Origin of the sequence: Mycoplasmopsis glycophila (assembly GCF_900660605.1) — a bacterium.
Lineage (GTDB): Bacteria > Bacillota_I > Bacilli_A > Mycoplasmatales > Metamycoplasmataceae > Mycoplasmopsis > Mycoplasmopsis glycophila.
In genome coordinates this window covers 895654-913190 of record NZ_LR215024.1, presented here as the reverse complement: position 1 = coordinate 913190, position 17537 = coordinate 895654, and the positions used below count along the sequence as shown (strand labels likewise).

Below are 17537 nucleotides of genomic sequence, written 5' to 3'. Positions count from 1 at the left end.
TTAACTCAAAAAATACAAAAACATCCAAAAACACTTATTTTTAGGCTATATTTGAATCTTTTGGTGATTTACCTATAAAAAAATAAAAATGAAGGTATTTTATAAAAAAATCTTTTAGTTTATAATATTAATGTGGAAGTAAAAAATGAATATTTCGTTTTAAGTTTTTTTAGGACTTAATAATTCGTTTTTGTTCTGGTCAAACTAAAATGCATTATTTTCTTGGTAATCCTATCAAAACTTGCATTTATGTTTGTTAAAAATCTAAATATTAGAACTTCGTGACTTTCTTCATTTTATTGTCTATTCCACATTTTTTTGAAAAGTTGTAACAGCAATTTTTCTAAACAGTTTTAATATGATTAATTAGGTTTTTATAATCATAAATAAATTTTATTTCATTCATAAAAAGCACGCGAAAGCGTGTTTTTTCTTTTCTTATTTTTACTTTTAGTTTGAGAGAAATATTCGTGATAAAAAAGCCTAAAATTGATTCAAAATCATATTTTTATAATCTTCCTACGTTTCCCAGCTCCTAGTATAAAAAATGAAATATCTGACTTTGTTTCGGATATTTATTTTTGTTTAAGTGATTTCAAAACATTTTTAACTAAATAGTAATCATCTCAACTATTCTCTAATTTTGACACACCCCAAAAAACTTACTGAAGATGATGTTAAAGTGTTATCAGCTCTTGCACAAAAAGATTTATCAAATGTGTAATTTAGTGCAATTAAAGGACTAATTGATGGATTATTAAGAGGAGCAAATGAGCAACTTAAATGACCATGATGATTAGCTCTTGTACTTACAATCGCCGGAATTGGTTCATTCATTTTTGGTTTAATCAAAAAAAGCAAAAAAGACGAAAATTAATTTAATTAATCGATAAAAAACACACGCAAGTGTGTTTTTTCTTTATAATTAAACTATTATGTTAAATATAGTTTTATTTCAACCTGAAATTTGCCCAAATACAGGAAATATTATTCGTACATGTTTTGCAATCGGAGCAAAATTGCACATTATTAAACCAATTGGTTTTGATTTACACCCAAAATGATTACGCAGATATGGAGCAGGACGTATGCTTTCGGATATTCCGCATGAAGTTCATGCTTCATATGAAGATTTTGCTAAGAAATATTCAAACAAGAAAATTTTTTATGTGACAAGATATGGACTTAATCTTTATAGTGACGTTAATTACAAAGCTACTTATGAGCAAGATAAAGAAGTGTGACTTATGTTTGGTCGCGAGTCAACTGGAATTGATAAAAAGATCTTGCAAGATAATTTAGAAACTTGCATTCGTATTCCAATGGTGTCTGCAATGCGGTCAATTAATTTAGCAAATTGTGTAAGTATTTTAGGTTTTGAAGTTATGAGACAACTTAACTTTGTTGATTTATCGAAATTTGAAGTTGAAAAAGGTAAAAACTATTTAGTTGAAAATGATTTTAACAAGTAAAACAAATAGCAAAATCAAAGCACTAAAAAAATTACATGATAAAAAATATCGCGAACTTGAAGGTGCTTTTTTAGTTGAAGGATATCACCTTGTTTCGGAAGCTTTGAATAAAAATTTAGTTTTAGAAATTTTTGAAACACCAAGTTCCCAAAAATATCCAGAATCAACTTTAATTTCAGAAGAAATTTTGTCTTATTTATCTACAACAATCACACCTCAAAAAATTTTAGCTAAAGTACGTAAACCCACTTTTAATCAAAAAGTTAATAAAATAATTGCACTTAATAATTTACAAGATCCAGGTAATGTCGGAACTATAATTAGACTTGCGAAAGCTTTTAGATTTGATACAGTTATTATTGAGAATTTAGACCCATACAATGAAAAGGTAATCAGATCATCGCAAGGCGCTTTTTTCGATATTAATATCATACCAACCAAAAATTTAGAAGCACAGCTAATTAAATTAAAAGAGCGTGATTATGTAGTTTATCAAACTCTTTTAGATCAAGAAGCAATTGCGCTCAATGATGTTAATTTTGTGAGTAATAAATTAGTAATTGTTGTCGGAAATGAAGGACAAGGAATTAGTAAACAAATTCAAAATTATGCTGATTATAAAGTTTATATCCCAATTGATTTTGAAAGTTTAAATGTAGCTTGTGCTACTGCAATTGTTTTAGATAAAATTAGAAATAAAAAATAAGGAGCAAAAATGAAAAAAATTCTATCAAATGTGAAAAGCAAGTTAATTAATGCCAAGTTTTCAATCAATTTAGAAGGATATTCAAAATCTGAAGTTAATAATTTTCTTGAAGAAATTAGTGCTTTAATTCATTATGCAATCACAGATTTTGAATCATTTGAATCAGCTTTAGCTAAAAAAGATGAGATTATCATGTCACAAAAAAGTAAAATTGATGAATTAACTTTTGAAAACGAACGTCAAAAATTACAAATTACTAAACTAGAACAACAAAGAAAGAGTTAAAAATGGAAGATAAAGATGTAAAAGTAAATAATTATAAAAATTTAATTCAATGATTTCCTGGTCATATGGCCAAAGCTATGAAGGAAATTAGAGAAAATGCAAATCTTTGCGATGTTTTTATAGTTGTGTTAGATGCTCGTTGCCCAATTAGTTCATACAATGAAGATTTTGATTCTATAGCTACACAAAAACCACGCCTTTTTATCATCACAAAAAGTGATTTAATGGACATAAGCAAAAAAGCAGCAATTAATGCTCGTTTTAAAAACGAGCACTTGCTTTGATTAGATTTACGTAAAAAATCTTCAAAAAATGCTATTTTAACGAAGATTAAACAAATAATGAAGCCTAAAATCGAAAAGAACAAGCAAAAAGGAATGCTTATCACAAGAATGAAGTCTTTTGTTGTTGGAATTCCAAACTGCGGGAAAAGTACTCTTATTAATTTAGTCAGTGAAAAAGCGAGCTTAAAAGTTGCTAACTACCCTGGTGTTACTCGTGCTAAAAAATGAGTTGTGAATGGAGAGTATTTATTTATGGACACTCCAGGTATTTTATTGCCTAAATTTGAAGATCAGGAAGTAGCGATTAAACTTTTAACAATCGGATCAATTAAACTTGAGAATTTTCCAATTGATTTTATGGCTACACAAATGTGAAAACTACTCAGTAAATACTATCCAAATAAATTAGAAGAAATTGGAATGAAACCAAGTTTTGATGATAACGAGATTTATGGACTCTTTTTTGAATATGCTAACAAGTTTAAAATTTTAAAAAATGAGGGTAAAGAAGATATTAAAAAAGCTCAGCTACAATTTATTAATTATTGCAAAAATTTAACTGGTGTAACTTATGATTAAAAGCTTTTAAAAAAGTTTTTGTTTTAAGCTATTCTTTAAAATTCAAAATGCTACTATTCTAGCGTTTTGTTTTTTTAATTCGTTTTACTTAAATCATAAGAAAAGCGAGATTAGATACACTTGTTTTTAATCTTTTCTTTTTGAAATGCTATAATTTGAATAATTATGATTAAAGAAGAGTTAGTTATTAAAAAATCCAGATTTATCGCCTATTGTTTTGATGTTCAAAACAAAGAAGAAGTCAAAAAAATTTGGCTAGAACTTAAAAATGAGCATAAAAATGCAAGGCATGTTTGCTATGCTTATTTACTTTATCAAGATGGAGTAGAGAGCGCTGGTTTTAATGATGATGCAGAGCCAAAAGCCACTGCAGGAAGACCTATTTATAATTTGATGAGAATGAAGAATGTTTATAATAAAGCTATTTTTGTTGTGAGATATTTTGGCGGAATCAAATTAGGTGAAGGTGGATTAAAACGAGCATACGGTAGCAGTGCTGGTATGGTAATTAATAAACTAATTGAAAACCAATAATTGGAGATATTATGAAAATAATTAAAAAAGAAAATCAAAATTTTGTGAAAGTTATTGCTGCTTACGAAGGAAGTGTTTTTCCAGAATTTGTGGGAACTAAAAACTTCACATTAACAGAAGATATTGAAAAAAATATAGCTTATTTTTACATCGATAAAGAACATCAAACAATTGATGGACTAATTGAAGCAGCTTTAAAATTAGGTACTTATAGAAACCGTAATTATCAAATTGATTTAACTAGTTTTTTATTTAAGGGTATTACAATTGAACAATTAATGAGAATTTTTATTCTCAAAATTGACTTTGTTAGAGCAGAGCTTTTTAAAAAATCAATTGAGATCAAAACTAGCAAAACAAAAAGCAAAGAAATGCATTTATTAGTTGAAAATTTAACAAGTGCACAAGCAAAACTTATCAATAAACTACAACTAGTTTCTGATGCTATTACTAAAGTAAGAAACTTGCAAATTAAACCCGAAAACTTCTTAAATTCGGAAATGTTAGCTTCTGAAGTTGCTCATGATTTTTCAGGATTATCAAATTTAAGAGTTGAAGTTTTAACTAAAAAAGAAATTCAAGATCTTGGTATGAATTTACTTCTTTCAGTTAATAAAGGAAGCACACATGAACCAAGAGTTTTAGTAGCGCAATATCAAGGAAATCCAAAATCAAAAGAAAACATTGTAATTGTAGGTAAAGGAATCACTTTTGACACTGGTGGAGTTAATACCAAAGGATATCATATGTCAGGAATGAAATTTGATATGTCCGGTTCTGCTATAGCTGCTTATGCTGTGAAAGTATTAGCTCAATTAAAAGCTAAAGTTAATGTAAGCGCAGTGATGTGTATTACAGACAATAGAATTAATCACGATGCTTCTTTACCTGAAAACATTTATCAATCAATGAGTGGAAAATGAGTAGAAGTAAATGATACTGATGCTGAAGGTAGATTAGTACTAGCTGACGGTTTATATTATGGGGCTACAAAATTAAAAGCGACCACTTTAATTGATGTTGCAACACTTACAGGTACAATGCTAACTGCTCTTGGGCATGTTTATACTGGAATTTGATCAACTGATGAAAATAACTGAGAACAATTTGAAAAAGCTAGTCAAATTAGTCTAGAAAAAGTATGAAGAATGCCAATGCATGAAGATTTTAATAAAGGGAACAAAAGTTCGAAAGTTGCAGACTTATTAAATTGAAGTTCAATAGTTAAAGCTGACTCAAACCAAGCAGCAATGTTTTTAAAAGAATTTACTAATGATGTTAAATATATCCACTGTGATGTAGCAGGAACAGCTGACAAAAATGGTGAACCGCAAGGTGAATTAGTTGCAACACTAGTAGAATATGCTCTTTTATCAAGTAAGTAAAACAAAGGAACTAATTTATTATATTCAAACAAAACCAGCTTATTTAATCGCTGGTTTTTGTTATGCAACATCATTTATCCAAATAAAGATCTTAAACTGAAATACTAATTAGCTTCCGCTATAAGAGTTGTTATAAAAACAATCTTACTATTTGTGAAAATAGCAAGAAAAGAGGGAAAATATGTCTCATTAAGTTTACGGCTGGCTTCACTTTTCTGTATTTTGAGTTGGAAAAAATAATTATTTTTTTACATTTTAACCGGCATTAGTTAAAGTTTTATAAATACAATATAAACACACTTGCATTGGGTTCAAAATTGGGTTCAAAATTGGGTTCAAAATTGGGTTCAAAATTGGGTTCAAAATTGGGTTCAAAATTGGGTTCAAAATTGGGTTCAAAATTGGGTTCAAAATTGGGTTCAAAATTGGGTTCAAAATTGGGTTCAAAATTGGGTTCAAAATTGGGTTCAAAATTGGGTTCAAAATTGGGTTCAAAATTGGGTTCAAAATTGGGTTATAATTTTGCTGGATTTTTAATTTAAAAGCACTTTGGAACTAAAAAAATACAAGAGTAAAATTCACTTTCTCTTGCATTCTTGGTTTAAATTTAACCTATATTTTTATATTTTAAGTTGAAAAAAGAATTATTTTTTTTACATTTTAACCGGCATTAGTTAAAGTTTTATAAATACAATATAAACACACTTGCATTGGGTTCAAAATTGGGTTCAAAATTGGGTTCAAAATTGGGTTCAAAATTGGGTTCAAAATTGGGTTCAAAATTGGGTTCAAAATTGGGTTCAAAATTGGGTTCAAAATTGGGTTCAAAATTGGGTTCAAAATTGGGTTCAAAATTGGGTTCAATTTTTCTGGATTTATTTATTACTTCTATTCGTTTTCTGCATCTTCTAATAATTTTCAATAACCATTTTTTAGATCACCAACACGTATAATTTTATTTTTTTGTTTTAATTGAGAAATTTCTCTTTTTATGGTACTGTAAGATGTATTTAATATATTTTTAATTTGGTTTATAGATATTTTAGGATTTTCATGAATTAGATTGAGTATTTTGGTTTGTCTTTCGGTTAATCTTGTTTCAATAATATTTTTTATAATATCTTCAACATCTTTCGCATTACTATTGTAATTTCTATTGTATAGGGTTACTAATACACCATTATTAGAAATATAGTATTCAGGACTTTTCTCAAAATTTTCATAATCTTGAAAAATTCTTCTAACACCCGATGCATAATTTTCAATAAGACCTAATTTATCTAATACTTTAACTATTATTTCATTTCTTTTTGCTATAAAACCTTTTTTCATTTCTTCCAAAGTTAATCCCTCGGGAGTATCTCCTGGAGAAAAAATTTGTACTCTATCTTTAAAAAATTCAACCTTTATATCCCCGCTTAATGAATAATCACGGTGACAAAAAGAATTTGCAATAGCTTCTCTTAATGCTCTTTTTGGTATATCGTGTTTTTCTTCTCTAGCAGGTTTACCAGAAATTGTTATATTATTTTTATTTAATAGATTTGAAAAATATAAAACATCATCCATTTGTTTCACAATAGAACCACTGAATTCCTTTTTATCTAAAAACTCATCAATATCTACACCTTTAAAAATTGCGAATTTTGTAATTGTGTTATTTTGGTCGCTCAAAAGAAGAGCGGCGTTATTGTAATTATTATTTTTATCAATTAACGATAACGCTCTTTTGTCAAATTTGATATTCTTTTCTTTAAATTTCTTTTCAAGATAATCAAATGTTAAATCTTTTTTACTGATAGTAATAGATTCATAGCTTTGTGTTTTAAAATTATTCAACATTCTCTTTATCTCTTCTTGTGTTGCTCTTCTTTTTGTACTACCTACTCTAACGAATATGCCTTTATAATTAAAACCTTCACCGTCTTTGTAATAATATGGTTTATTTAATCCTTTGGAGATTTTAATCTTAAAAGGTATTTCATCAGGAAAAACTTCTACTAATTCAGAAATATTCGTATTAAAAGCATTGACAATTCAATTAGAAATAGTTTCTTCTCATATTTTCTTTTTTTCTTTGATTTTATCTTCGTCAGCTTCACCTTTATCGCTCATGCCTAAATATATTTCCCCACCTTCTGTGTTTAAAAAAGAAACAATTTCAGCTTTCAATTGACTCGATTTTTCAGGTATATCTATTTTGTATTCAATATTTTTCTTTTCCATAATTAATCCTATTTTTTTACTTTTTATAAATTCAACTTATAAAAGCTATCTATATTTATATTTTAAAACAAAAACCCGCTTCTTATTAGATAAAACGGGTTCTTTCTATAATGCTGCAAGTTTTTAGAAAAAACTAATTCTAATTTGCTTCTATATTTTGAGGTTCTTCTTCTTCTTCTTTCTTTATACGTTTTCAAATAATGAAGAATCATCATAAGAATGGAATAAGAAAGATTAAAAGAGTAAGTAATCATAATTTATTTCATGATTTCTTATATCCGCTTAAAAGCGATCTATTGATGTTTGTTTGTTCTTGAATCTGTGAATTAGAAGAATCATCACTATTGCTTAAAATTTGCTTTGTAGCAGAAATTGCATCTAAAATTGCTTGCTGACTTTGTTTGGTGATTTTGTTTCATTTTGGATCATTTGTAAAATCAATCAAATCATTTAATGATTTAATCAAGTCTTGCAAGTCAATTATTCTATTTTTTAATTCATTTTGTTTATTTTCAAATGTATTTGAATCTGCTTTGTTATTAATTACTTGTTTTTGTAATTTATCTTTAAGTTGATCGTCTAAAATAGTATTATTAGTAATTTGTTTAATTAAATCAACTTTTGATTTTACTCTTTCTAATAATGCTGATAATTCTGAATTATTAGGCAATAAAATCACTTCGCTTATAAGTTTGTCTTTTTGATCATTTGTTAAAACAGGATCTTTTTGAATTTCTGCAATTAACTTTGCTTTAGCTAGTTCATTAGCTAATTTGTTTTCAAAATTTACATCTTTTGGATCTAAATTATGGATATTTTCGTTAATTTGATTCTTTTGTTGCTCGGTTAAATTGCTATCTTGTTTTACTTTAGTTATAGCTTCTTGTTTTTTGTCGATATTTGATGAAACGTGGTCAAATGTTTGATCGATAGGATTGTTATTTTCAACATTTTCAACAAGTTTTTCTTTATCTTGAACTGTAAGTAATGAATCTGGAGTGTTATTGATGCGCTCGTATGCTTCTTTTTTCTTATTGATATTCTCATTTGTTATTTCGAATCTATTTTGCTTGTTACGTCAATTTACATCATCGTCAACATTGGCGTTAAGTATATCTTCAATAAGATCTTCTTTTTGTTTAGGTGTTAAGTTGCTATTTGTAATTTCGTCAATAGCATCACCTTTATTAACGATTTCATTTAGATTATCATGAAATTCTAGAATGTCCTCAGGAATACTTACTCCCTCATTATATGGTTCATTTAAATCATGAACTTGCTGTTTCAATCTATTTTTTTGTTCGGTTGTAAGTCTTTTATCTTGGCCTATTTTAATTTTAGCTTTTTCTTTAGAAGTAATATTTCTTACATCTTTTAACATATCTATTATGTATTGAATTTGGCTAACTTCTATAACACCATCGCCACTATTTTTATTTAATAATTGCTTTGCTTTTTCGTATTGTTTTAGAAACTTTTTGTTAGTTTCTAATTCTGAATTTTCTTTGGCTACTTCATAATCATTAGCACTATCATTAAATGCAACTTTAAGTTCGTACATCTTTTGATCAACAAGTTTAGCTTTTTCTACTTGATTTATAACATCTTCACGTGTAGGAGTTACATTTTTATCTGCTATATTGTAATTAGCAAATAGTGTTTTTTGTTTATTGTTTAAGTTTTCTAACCTTTTAACTTCTGCTATATATTCATTTCGAGTTCAAAAACGAAGTTCTGGCTGACTGTTTTTGTCTTTTTCTGGACTTATAATAGAAGGATCTTTTTTAGATCTTAATGAATATTTGATAGTTAGAATACCAAGATTTTCATCGTAAGGTATAAGTTCGTTTATGATAAGTTCTTCAGATTCTTCTGTAAAAATATTATTTCCATTTTTTATTAAAAAATGATCTCTAAAGTTATATATATTAATGTCGCTTGGATATAATCTTTGCTCTCTTGGTATTGATGTGTTTTTATATTCAAAGCTTAATTGAATATTATTGATACGTTCTTGTTCTTCTTGTGTATATCTTTGAAATCCGGTTATAAAATTAGAAGTAGAAACGTCATTTGACTCGCTAGCAAAATTAGCTTTTGATCAATTTGTAGGATGACTGTGCATTCCGCTAATACCGATCTTATGAACTATATCTGCATATTCTGCGTTGTAGTTTCTTAAATCGTACTTAACTAAAAAAGTAACTCTAGTGCGTCCATAAAACTTATCATCTTCGTTAGGATTATCTTTATTGTTAGTACTTGAGCCATTTTTAACAACTCTAATTTCTAGTTTAATATATTTATCTCTATTTATTTCTTGTTTCATTTGTTCATCTATCAAATAAAAAGATTTATATGCATCAGAGTTTTGATTGAGCTCTAAAATGTTAATTTGAGCTTTATTAGGATATTCAAAAGCATTTTCTGTATTTTCTAAAGCATGAGCAATTTGATTAATTTTATCTTGAATTCGAGCTATTTCATAATATGCATTCAAATCAACTTTTGAAGCATCAACTTCTTTAGCTTTTTGAGCTTCATTTATATAAATGCTCTTTTCATTTTGATTTAAATGACTTAAAGCTCTAATTTTATCTACAACTTCTTGAAAGTTTGAGGCTTGTACTTCTTCTGTATTTGCTGTTACGGTTTCGGCATTTTCACTTGGTGTATCATTTCTATTTACATTTAAAAATGCACTTATTGCTTTTGTTTTATAATTAGCGACTAGATTTTTAGATAAACTGTTTGTTTTAGAAACCTCTTTTGTATCATTTTTGCTTTCTACAACTAAATTTGCAGAAACGGGTATTATCATTGAAAAAGATGCTAAAGGCAGCAAGATTTTTGCTGGAATTTTGGCTATTTTTTTACTTTTCATATTTTCTCCTAAATAAAGCTTTGAAAGCAACACTATATATCATATTTTATCAAACACCAAAGCTACAAAAGCATAATGTCATGTTTTTAGTTCGTGTCATTTTTTTGCAAAGTAAAAAAGTGCATAAAATACATCAAATAAATCAAAAAAGAAGTTTTTTTGCAATTTCTCTTTTTGCTTCTTTTAAAACTTATATATATAATACATTAAAAAGCTAATCGTTCGTTTGTAATCAAAAAATGACACATTTTTTACCATAAAGTAATATAATTTACTAAATTAGATTAAAAAACAAGAAAGGATACAAAAATGATTAAAAAAATTGATAGTCAACGTAATGAATCAATGCTTGTTAAAGCAGTTTTCAAAGGTGACGAATATCCAAAAACATTAGTAGAAAAAAATAATGTAGTTACAGAATATTTTTCTCAAAATGAAGCATTAGTTTATATGGGAGATGCTGAAAAACACACATACGAAAGTGTTTTTAGTTTTGCTAAAAACTTCTTTTCATCATTAGTAAGAGATGTTCAAGTAGATTTAGACTCATTTGTAAAAGGTAAAGTATGCATTCCTTGTGTTGTTAAAGCTATGACACATGCATATAACTATGTAAATGCTGATATTTATTCAGCAAAAACTTCAAAAAAACCTAAAAAATATTCAGTTAGCTTACTTTCAAAAGCTGAAGCTTCAAAATATGAAGAAGCTTTCAAAGAAGCAACAATTTTATCTGAAGCAGTTAACTTTGCTAGAAACTTACAAGTTACACCTCCAAACATTTGTAACTCAGAATGATTAGCTGAACAAATAAAACAAGATTTAGCACAATACGATAACCTTAAAGTTACAGTATTAAACAAAAAACAAATTGAAGAATTAAAAATGGGACTTTTACTTTCTGTTAACCGTGGAAGTATGTATGAACCAAGAGTTGTTGTTATTGAATACAACGGGAACCCTGAATCAAGAGAAAAAACAGTTTATGTAGGAAAAGGAATCACATTTGACTCTGGAGGTTACAGTTTAAAACCTTCAAGAAGCATGCTTGGTATGAAATTTGATATGTCAGGTTCTGTTTTTGTAGCAAGTGCTATGAAAGCTATTGCGCAACTTAAACCTAAATCAAATGTTGCTGCTGTTATGTGTATCACAGATAACCGTGTTAATGGAGATGCTTCATTACCTGATTCTGTATGAACATCAATGAACGGCAAAACAGTTGAAATCAACAACACAGATGCTGAAGGAAGACTTGTTATGGCTGATGGTTTAACATATGCTGTTAGAAATCTTAAAGCTACACGTTTAGTAGATGTTGCGACATTAACAGGTGCTATTTTAGTTGCTTTAGGACACACTTATACAGGTGTTTGAGCCACATCCGAAGAAGCTTGAAAAGATTTATCATCTGCTGCTGAAGCGCAAAAAGAATTAGTATGAAGAATGCCACTTGATGATGCTTTTGGTAAAGAAATCAAAAACTCACCAGTAGCTGATCTTAAAAATACAGATTTAACTGGAATGGGTGGTAGTAATTCTGCTGCTATGTTCTTAAAAGAATTCACTGAAGGAGTTGAGTACATCCATTTAGATGTTGCTGGTACAGCAGATCTTAATGGTCATCCAACAGGAGTTATGGTTAAAACATTAGCTCAATTAGCTTCAAAATAATACATGATAGACACCAATGGCCTTGCCATGGTGTTTTTCTTTAAAAACAGCTGCTAAACGCCCAGAAAAACACTCGAATCTTGACTATTCATATCATTTCTTATTTTCAAACGCTTGAGAAATAGACTTTGGAGAAACCAACAAAAGTTCTGGTAATTTTTCTTGAAATAGATGCGAATTTTTATTTTATTTGATTGTGATTAGAATAAAAAATAGTAGAATAAATACACATTTAAGAAGTAGGTAAATTATGGGTAAAAAATTAAATTTCAAAAAATTAATACTAATTAGTTCTTTAGTTGCGATAGCTCCTTTCGCACTATCAGCAATTAATTCTCAAAATATAGATAAAAATCAGGCTCATTCTGTTGATGTTTATGATACAAAATTACAGTTCAGTGATTGAATGTCAAATGTGAATGGAAACAAAAGAATTACACAGCTTTCTATTCCTGGAACACACGATTCAGCTATGTTTGCTGGATGAAGCGGTTTTATCTGACCTAGTGCTAAAGCATGAGCTAAAACAGTAGAATGAGATTTTAACAAACAACTTAAAGCAGGAATCAGATTTTTTGATCTTCGTTTAGCAAGCAATATGTGATTTTACCATGGATCAATTTGCTCAACTTCTGAATTTGCTCCAGTTATGAATTTATTTGCTAATTTCTTAAAAGCACACCCTGGAGAAACTTTAATTATTAGATTGAAAGCAGAAAATGAGAATTTAGATAGAATGTCTGATTCTGCTAAAAAAGATTGAACAAATAAAATAATGAAAGTTCTTTCTTCTTCAAATGTTGCACCACATGTTTACAGTAATCCTACTAATGGTCCATTTCTTAATCCGACTTTAAATGAACTTCGTGGAAAAATGTTTTTCTTTAATAATATGACTCCTGTAATGGGTGCGTACAGAAAATTTGGTGCATATTGAGGAGATAATGACACAATGATGCTTCAAGATCAATATGCAACAGAAGAAGAGCAAAAACTTCACTTAGTATATACTTCATTAAATCTTTCAAATATACAAGAAAACGATGAAAATGAAAGAAATAGATTAATCATTAATTTCACTTCACGTTCTAAAAATAATAGTCAACCTTGGCGAACATCTCAACCTATCAATAAAGCAGTTTTTAATTATTTAAAATCAAACCAACAACTTTTAAGAACTGGTGTATTAGTTTTTGATTACCCTGGTGACGCTGTTTTGGAAGAAGTTGTTAAAAGAAATTATTACTACACAGAAAATGAATTAAATGACAATAACATTCTTCCTCAATTTTCTCTTACTGTTGATAACATCGACGAAGGGAATGATTTCATTAGCTTTAGAACTGATGTGAATGATTTTCATTTTGAACTTGAGGTTGAAAATCTTGAAACAGGGATAAGAACTACTTTAGAAATTAATAATGTAGATTTTCAAAATCGTAAAATTTATGTTGAACATAATTTTTTAAAAAATGAAAAAGTACATGTAACTGCTTATAGACAAACAGAAGGGAATGTTTATTACCCTACACCTCAAAAGTATAATAATTTTAATTTCGAAATTAAAGTTGTTGAAGATCAAATTTTAACTCGTTTGCTCAATTCTTTTGAAACTAAACTAAATAAACTTAAAAGTGATTTATTAGAGGTTGTTAATCTTGATTCTTTAGAATTAACTTATTACAATAAAGTTTTATTCGAACCTTTTGAAGAAGTTAAAAGAAATCGCCAAAACGTTGTAGAAGCAAAACAAAAACTCAAAGAATTAGTTAACAATTACACTACTTTGCTTCTTCTTTTTGAACAAATTCAAAAAAGATATCAAGCGCAAAATTTACTTGCTAGTTTTGCAAGTAAAACATACTTAAATCAATATTTTGATTCGCAAGAATTTTTAGATATTCTTAACAAACAATTTGAGAAAATTGATGCTTTTTATCAAGCAGATTTAGAAAGTAATAGTGTAATATCACATGAAAGAGTAACGAATATCTATAAAGAGTTTTATCAATTATTACTTTCAAAAATTAACTTTTTAGAAAGTTTCCTTGATGATAATAAAGAAATTGATCAAAACTATTTTGGAAATAAGTTTAAATTAGTTGACGTTTGAGGAAAAGAAGAATATCTTGCTTCAATTAATTCTAAAAAGGAATTTATTAAAGAAGCTTTAAAAAGAGTGATGAAAGCAAATCAAGATCAAATTGAAGAACAAAAGAATTCTTTAATTACATTAAATGATGACCTAATTGCATTTTCGAATTATGTATTAGCTAAAACAACTGAATTTAAGAATTTCTTAACTGATAAACATGACATTTCAAACGTTTATTTACAACAATTTTATTCAGAATTTATCTCGAGCTTAATCACTAAAAATGAAATCGGTTTAGAGAATGTTAAAAATAAAATTTCAGAAATACATCAAGCAATTATTAGATCAAAAGAGATTTTATCTGAAGCAAATAGTTTTAAACTTTCTGATGCTTTCAATAATTCATTAGAGGATATGCAAAATCAATTTAATGCAATGATTGCGAAGATAAATCAGTTTATCGAAAGCGACAGAAACTTTAGTATTGATGAGATTAATTCTGCCAATAATGGACTACTTGAAATTAAAAATTCAATTCAAGAAAAATGAATTTTATTACAAGAAACTAGAAAAAAAGCAATTATCGAAGCTGACAAGTGAAGTTTTTTAAGTGAAGCTGTGATTGCAGAATTTAAAACCTTCGTGAACGAGCAATTAGATGTTAATTTAATTAATTCACAAGAAGCAGAAAAGCAAAAACAAAACAACATCAAAAAAGAAATTTATGACAAGATAACTAAATTTAGCGAATTAAATGCAATAGCTAAAAAAATCTATCTAAATCAAATTGTAGCTTCTGAAATAGATTCTTTACATGATATTGTGCTTCGAGCTCAAAAACAAAATGATGCTATTTTAACTTTAATTAATCTTCATAAAAAGAACGAACAAACTAACCAAACATTAAACTTTTTAGAAGCAGACGAAGAATTTAAAAATGCTTATAACCAAGCATGAACAAATTTAGTTAACTTTATTCAAAATAAATCAAATACAAACTTAAACACTAATGAGCTCGAAGAACTTGATAATCAATTTAAAGCAGCTAAAGCAAATTTAAATGGTGAAGCAAATTTTGAAACCAATAAACAAAAAGTTAAAGAAGAAATTAAATCGTCAAATCTATTTGAATTTAATAAAGAAAGTTTGATTTTAGAAGTAGATAATGTTCAAAAATCAAGTGATCTTGAAGCTATTAAGCAAAAATTACAAACAATTGCATCAATTATTAATTTAATCTCAAATTCAAGTAGTTTAAATGAAGAACAAAAAAGACATTTTAACAATGAAGTTAAAATGAACAACATTATTGAAAATGCTACGCAAGTAACGCAAAATATTATTCAACTTCAAAATAAAATGACTGACTTTAATATGCAGTTAGAAGAATTTCATAATTCAGCTCAAGTGCAAGAATTAAATAACGAACAACTACAAAACTTCCGTGAGCTTGTTAATATTTTTTACCAAAATGAAAAAGAGAAATTAGCTTCAGAATTGCTTTTTGTTAATGATCTAGAAAAAGAGACAAAGCTTTTAAAACAATTTAAAGATATTATTTTTGATATAGTGCAAAATTACACTAACCAAAATAGTGATTGAATTCTTGAAAAATATGATGAACTTGAAGGTCTTTATTTTTCTAATCAAACTGAATACTATCAAGTAATGATTTCGAGCTATAAAGCTAAATTTGAAGAAAGAATTGAATATGCATTAAGTTTATTTACTAATTCAGATTCAACTCTACAAAGCTTTATTAGAGACAAAAATAGTTATAATGCACAAGATTTAAGTTTATTGAATCCTAAAGAGCTTAAAGTCTTTTGACAAAATATTTTAAATAGTATCAATCAAATTAATCTTTATACTCAAGATAAGAAAATTCATTTAGAACAAATGAATGCAAAACTAGATAAATTAAATCTTAGTTTAGACCAAATCACAGACTTAAACCAAGAAGAAAGTCAAATTAAAGAGGGAATTAAACAAGAAATTCTTGCTTTAAGTGATTCTCTTCGTGGATTAAATATAGAAGAGCTTGAATCAAAAAATACGGATTTAGAAAAAATTGTAAATGAAATTGAAGCTTTAAAAGCAAAAATCAATGAAAGAAATGAAGCTCAAAGTAACTACGAGCAAAAAATCAAAGCGCAAATTCATCAACTCGAAGAAATCAAGTTGAGTTTAACAGCTGAATATTTTAGTGATTTAGTCAACAAAATTAATGAACAAATCGAATTAATCGAAACTTATGTTCAAACTCAAAACAAAGAAGAGCAAGAAATAAACTTAACTAAAATTAATGAGTTTAAAAACAACCTTCAAGCTGATATTAATATTAGATCTGAAGTTGTTAACGCTCTTATTATAGATATCAATGAACTTCAAAATAGTCTCTTTACACAAACAAATAAAGTTCCGGATACAGAAGCAGAATTTGCAAAATTTGAAGAAATTAAAAACACTGATTTAAATTTAGCAAGCTATGAAGTAGTTGAACGAATCAGAACTAAAGTAAATGAATTAGCAGCGCAAAGAGAACTTTTTGAAACAATAATAAGCAAGAGAGAAAAGTTAAGTCAAGAATGATCGAAAAATTATCAAACAATTCAAAGCTATATTGATAGTATTAATAACTATGATGTAGAACAACAAATTAAAGATCAAATAGCAGCTTTAGAAAAAGCTAATATTAATAATTTAAACAATAATCAATTATCAGGGCTTATTCAAGGTTCTAACGAAACAATCAACGAACTCAAACGTTACTTTGACCCCGAAAAAGTTCAACTTGTTAATTCAAATTTAGAATTAACAGTTGCTTCAAACGAATTTTCTCATGAACAAGTTGAAAATCTCCAAAGTCGCAATAAAATCGCAAACTCAGTTGAAGAACTTCAAAATCTTAATTCATTTATTCATAACTTTGTTGAAGTGAAAAAGAACTACGAGCAAGGTTCATTAAATGATAAACAATATCATTCACAATTAAATTCATTAGGTAAAATCTTAAATGAAGAAGAATTAGAAACTTATAAAGCAAAAGATCAATCTTTAAAAACTAAAATGAATACACTTAAAGAAAATTTTGATAAATTAACCGAAGAATATAAGAAAAAAGAAACTTATAGTACAGAAGCACAAGAAATTTATCAAGAAGTTTTAACAAAAGTGGAAAACGAAGAAAACTGAGACGAAGATGAAGTTGAAGAAATTATTGACAAAATTCAAGTAGCATATAACAGAATCGAAAGTATAACTCTTGAAATTCCTAACGAAACTAAAGAACAAACAAGATGAGGTTTAATTTTAGGAATCACAATACCAGCTTTATTAAGTGGGCTTGCAGCCGGAGTTGCCTACTGAGTTCTTAAAGTTAGAAAAATTTTAAAATAAATTAAAAAGTTTGT

Annotated in this window: 12 protein-coding genes; 9 read left to right on the top strand and 3 right to left on the bottom strand. The window is 27.5% G+C overall.

What is annotated here, in order from left to right; genetic code table 4:
• Window positions 1-630 precede the first annotated feature (630 nt).
• Complete coding sequence (locus EXC46_RS03595; protein ID WP_027333865.1) at window positions 631-837, bottom strand: hypothetical protein; 207 nt, start codon at window positions 835-837, stop codon at window positions 631-633.
• A 98-nt stretch (window positions 838-935) separates the two neighbouring features.
• On the opposite strand from EXC46_RS03595, the gene EXC46_RS03590 reads away from it, so the two are divergent.
• The 7 genes from EXC46_RS03590 to EXC46_RS03560 all read left to right on the top strand — a co-directional run bounded on the left by EXC46_RS03590 (window position 936) and on the right by EXC46_RS03560 (window position 5787).
• Window positions 936-1472, top strand: a complete 537-nt coding sequence (locus tag EXC46_RS03590) for a tRNA (cytidine(34)-2'-O)-methyltransferase (RefSeq protein ID WP_027333864.1) — start codon at window positions 936-938, stop codon at window positions 1470-1472.
• On the top strand, window positions 1456-2178 hold the full coding sequence (locus tag EXC46_RS03585; RefSeq protein WP_027333863.1) for a TrmH family RNA methyltransferase: 723 nt from the start codon (window positions 1456-1458) through the stop codon (window positions 2176-2178). The genes EXC46_RS03590 and EXC46_RS03585 overlap by 17 nt, the downstream gene beginning before the upstream one ends.
• A 9-nt stretch (window positions 2179-2187) precedes the next feature.
• Complete coding sequence (locus EXC46_RS03580; RefSeq protein WP_027333862.1) at window positions 2188-2463, top strand: hypothetical protein; 276 nt, start codon at window positions 2188-2190, stop codon at window positions 2461-2463.
• Between the two features lie 2 nt (window positions 2464-2465).
• The gene (gene ylqF, locus EXC46_RS03575; protein ID WP_129622190.1) at window positions 2466-3326 is read left to right on the top strand and encodes a ribosome biogenesis GTPase YlqF; all 861 of its coding nucleotides are present in this window, start codon (window positions 2466-2468) and stop codon (window positions 3324-3326) included.
• A gap of 165 nt (window positions 3327-3491) precedes the next feature.
• The gene (locus EXC46_RS03570; RefSeq protein WP_044888951.1) at window positions 3492-3860 is read left to right on the top strand and encodes an IMPACT family protein; all 369 of its coding nucleotides are present in this window, start codon (window positions 3492-3494) and stop codon (window positions 3858-3860) included.
• 8 nt (window positions 3861-3868) lie between these two features.
• Window positions 3869-5245: a M17 family metallopeptidase gene (locus EXC46_RS03565; RefSeq protein ID WP_027333859.1), complete on the top strand. Its 1377-nt coding sequence runs from the start codon at window positions 3869-3871 to the stop codon at window positions 5243-5245.
• A gap of 305 nt (window positions 5246-5550) precedes the next feature.
• The gene (locus EXC46_RS03560) at window positions 5551-5787 is read left to right on the top strand and encodes a hypothetical protein (RefSeq protein WP_129622189.1); all 237 of its coding nucleotides are present in this window, start codon (window positions 5551-5553) and stop codon (window positions 5785-5787) included.
• Window positions 5788-6133: 346 nt separating this feature from the next.
• Here the strand turns inward: EXC46_RS03560 and EXC46_RS03550 are convergent, their stop codons facing one another.
• Both EXC46_RS03550 and EXC46_RS03545 read right to left on the bottom strand, forming a co-directional pair.
• Entirely contained in the window at window positions 6134-7471 is a 1338-nt protein-coding gene (locus EXC46_RS03550; RefSeq protein ID WP_027333891.1) for an ATP-binding protein, read from the bottom strand.
• A 139-nt stretch (window positions 7472-7610) separates the two neighbouring features.
• Window positions 7611-10355, bottom strand: coding sequence for a hypothetical protein (locus tag EXC46_RS03545; protein ID WP_129622187.1), 2745 nt, complete (start codon window positions 10353-10355; stop codon window positions 7611-7613).
• Window positions 10356-10664: 309 nt separating this feature from the next.
• On the opposite strand from EXC46_RS03545, the gene EXC46_RS03540 reads away from it, so the two are divergent.
• Together EXC46_RS03540 and EXC46_RS03535 are read left to right on the top strand one after the other, a co-directional pair.
• Entirely contained in the window at window positions 10665-12029 is a 1365-nt protein-coding gene (locus tag EXC46_RS03540; RefSeq protein WP_027333893.1) for a M17 family metallopeptidase, read from the top strand.
• A 250-nt stretch (window positions 12030-12279) separates the two neighbouring features.
• Window positions 12280-17523, top strand: coding sequence for a hypothetical protein (locus EXC46_RS03535; protein WP_027333894.1), 5244 nt, complete (start codon window positions 12280-12282; stop codon window positions 17521-17523).
• The last annotated feature ends 14 nt before the right edge of the window (window positions 17524-17537 follow it).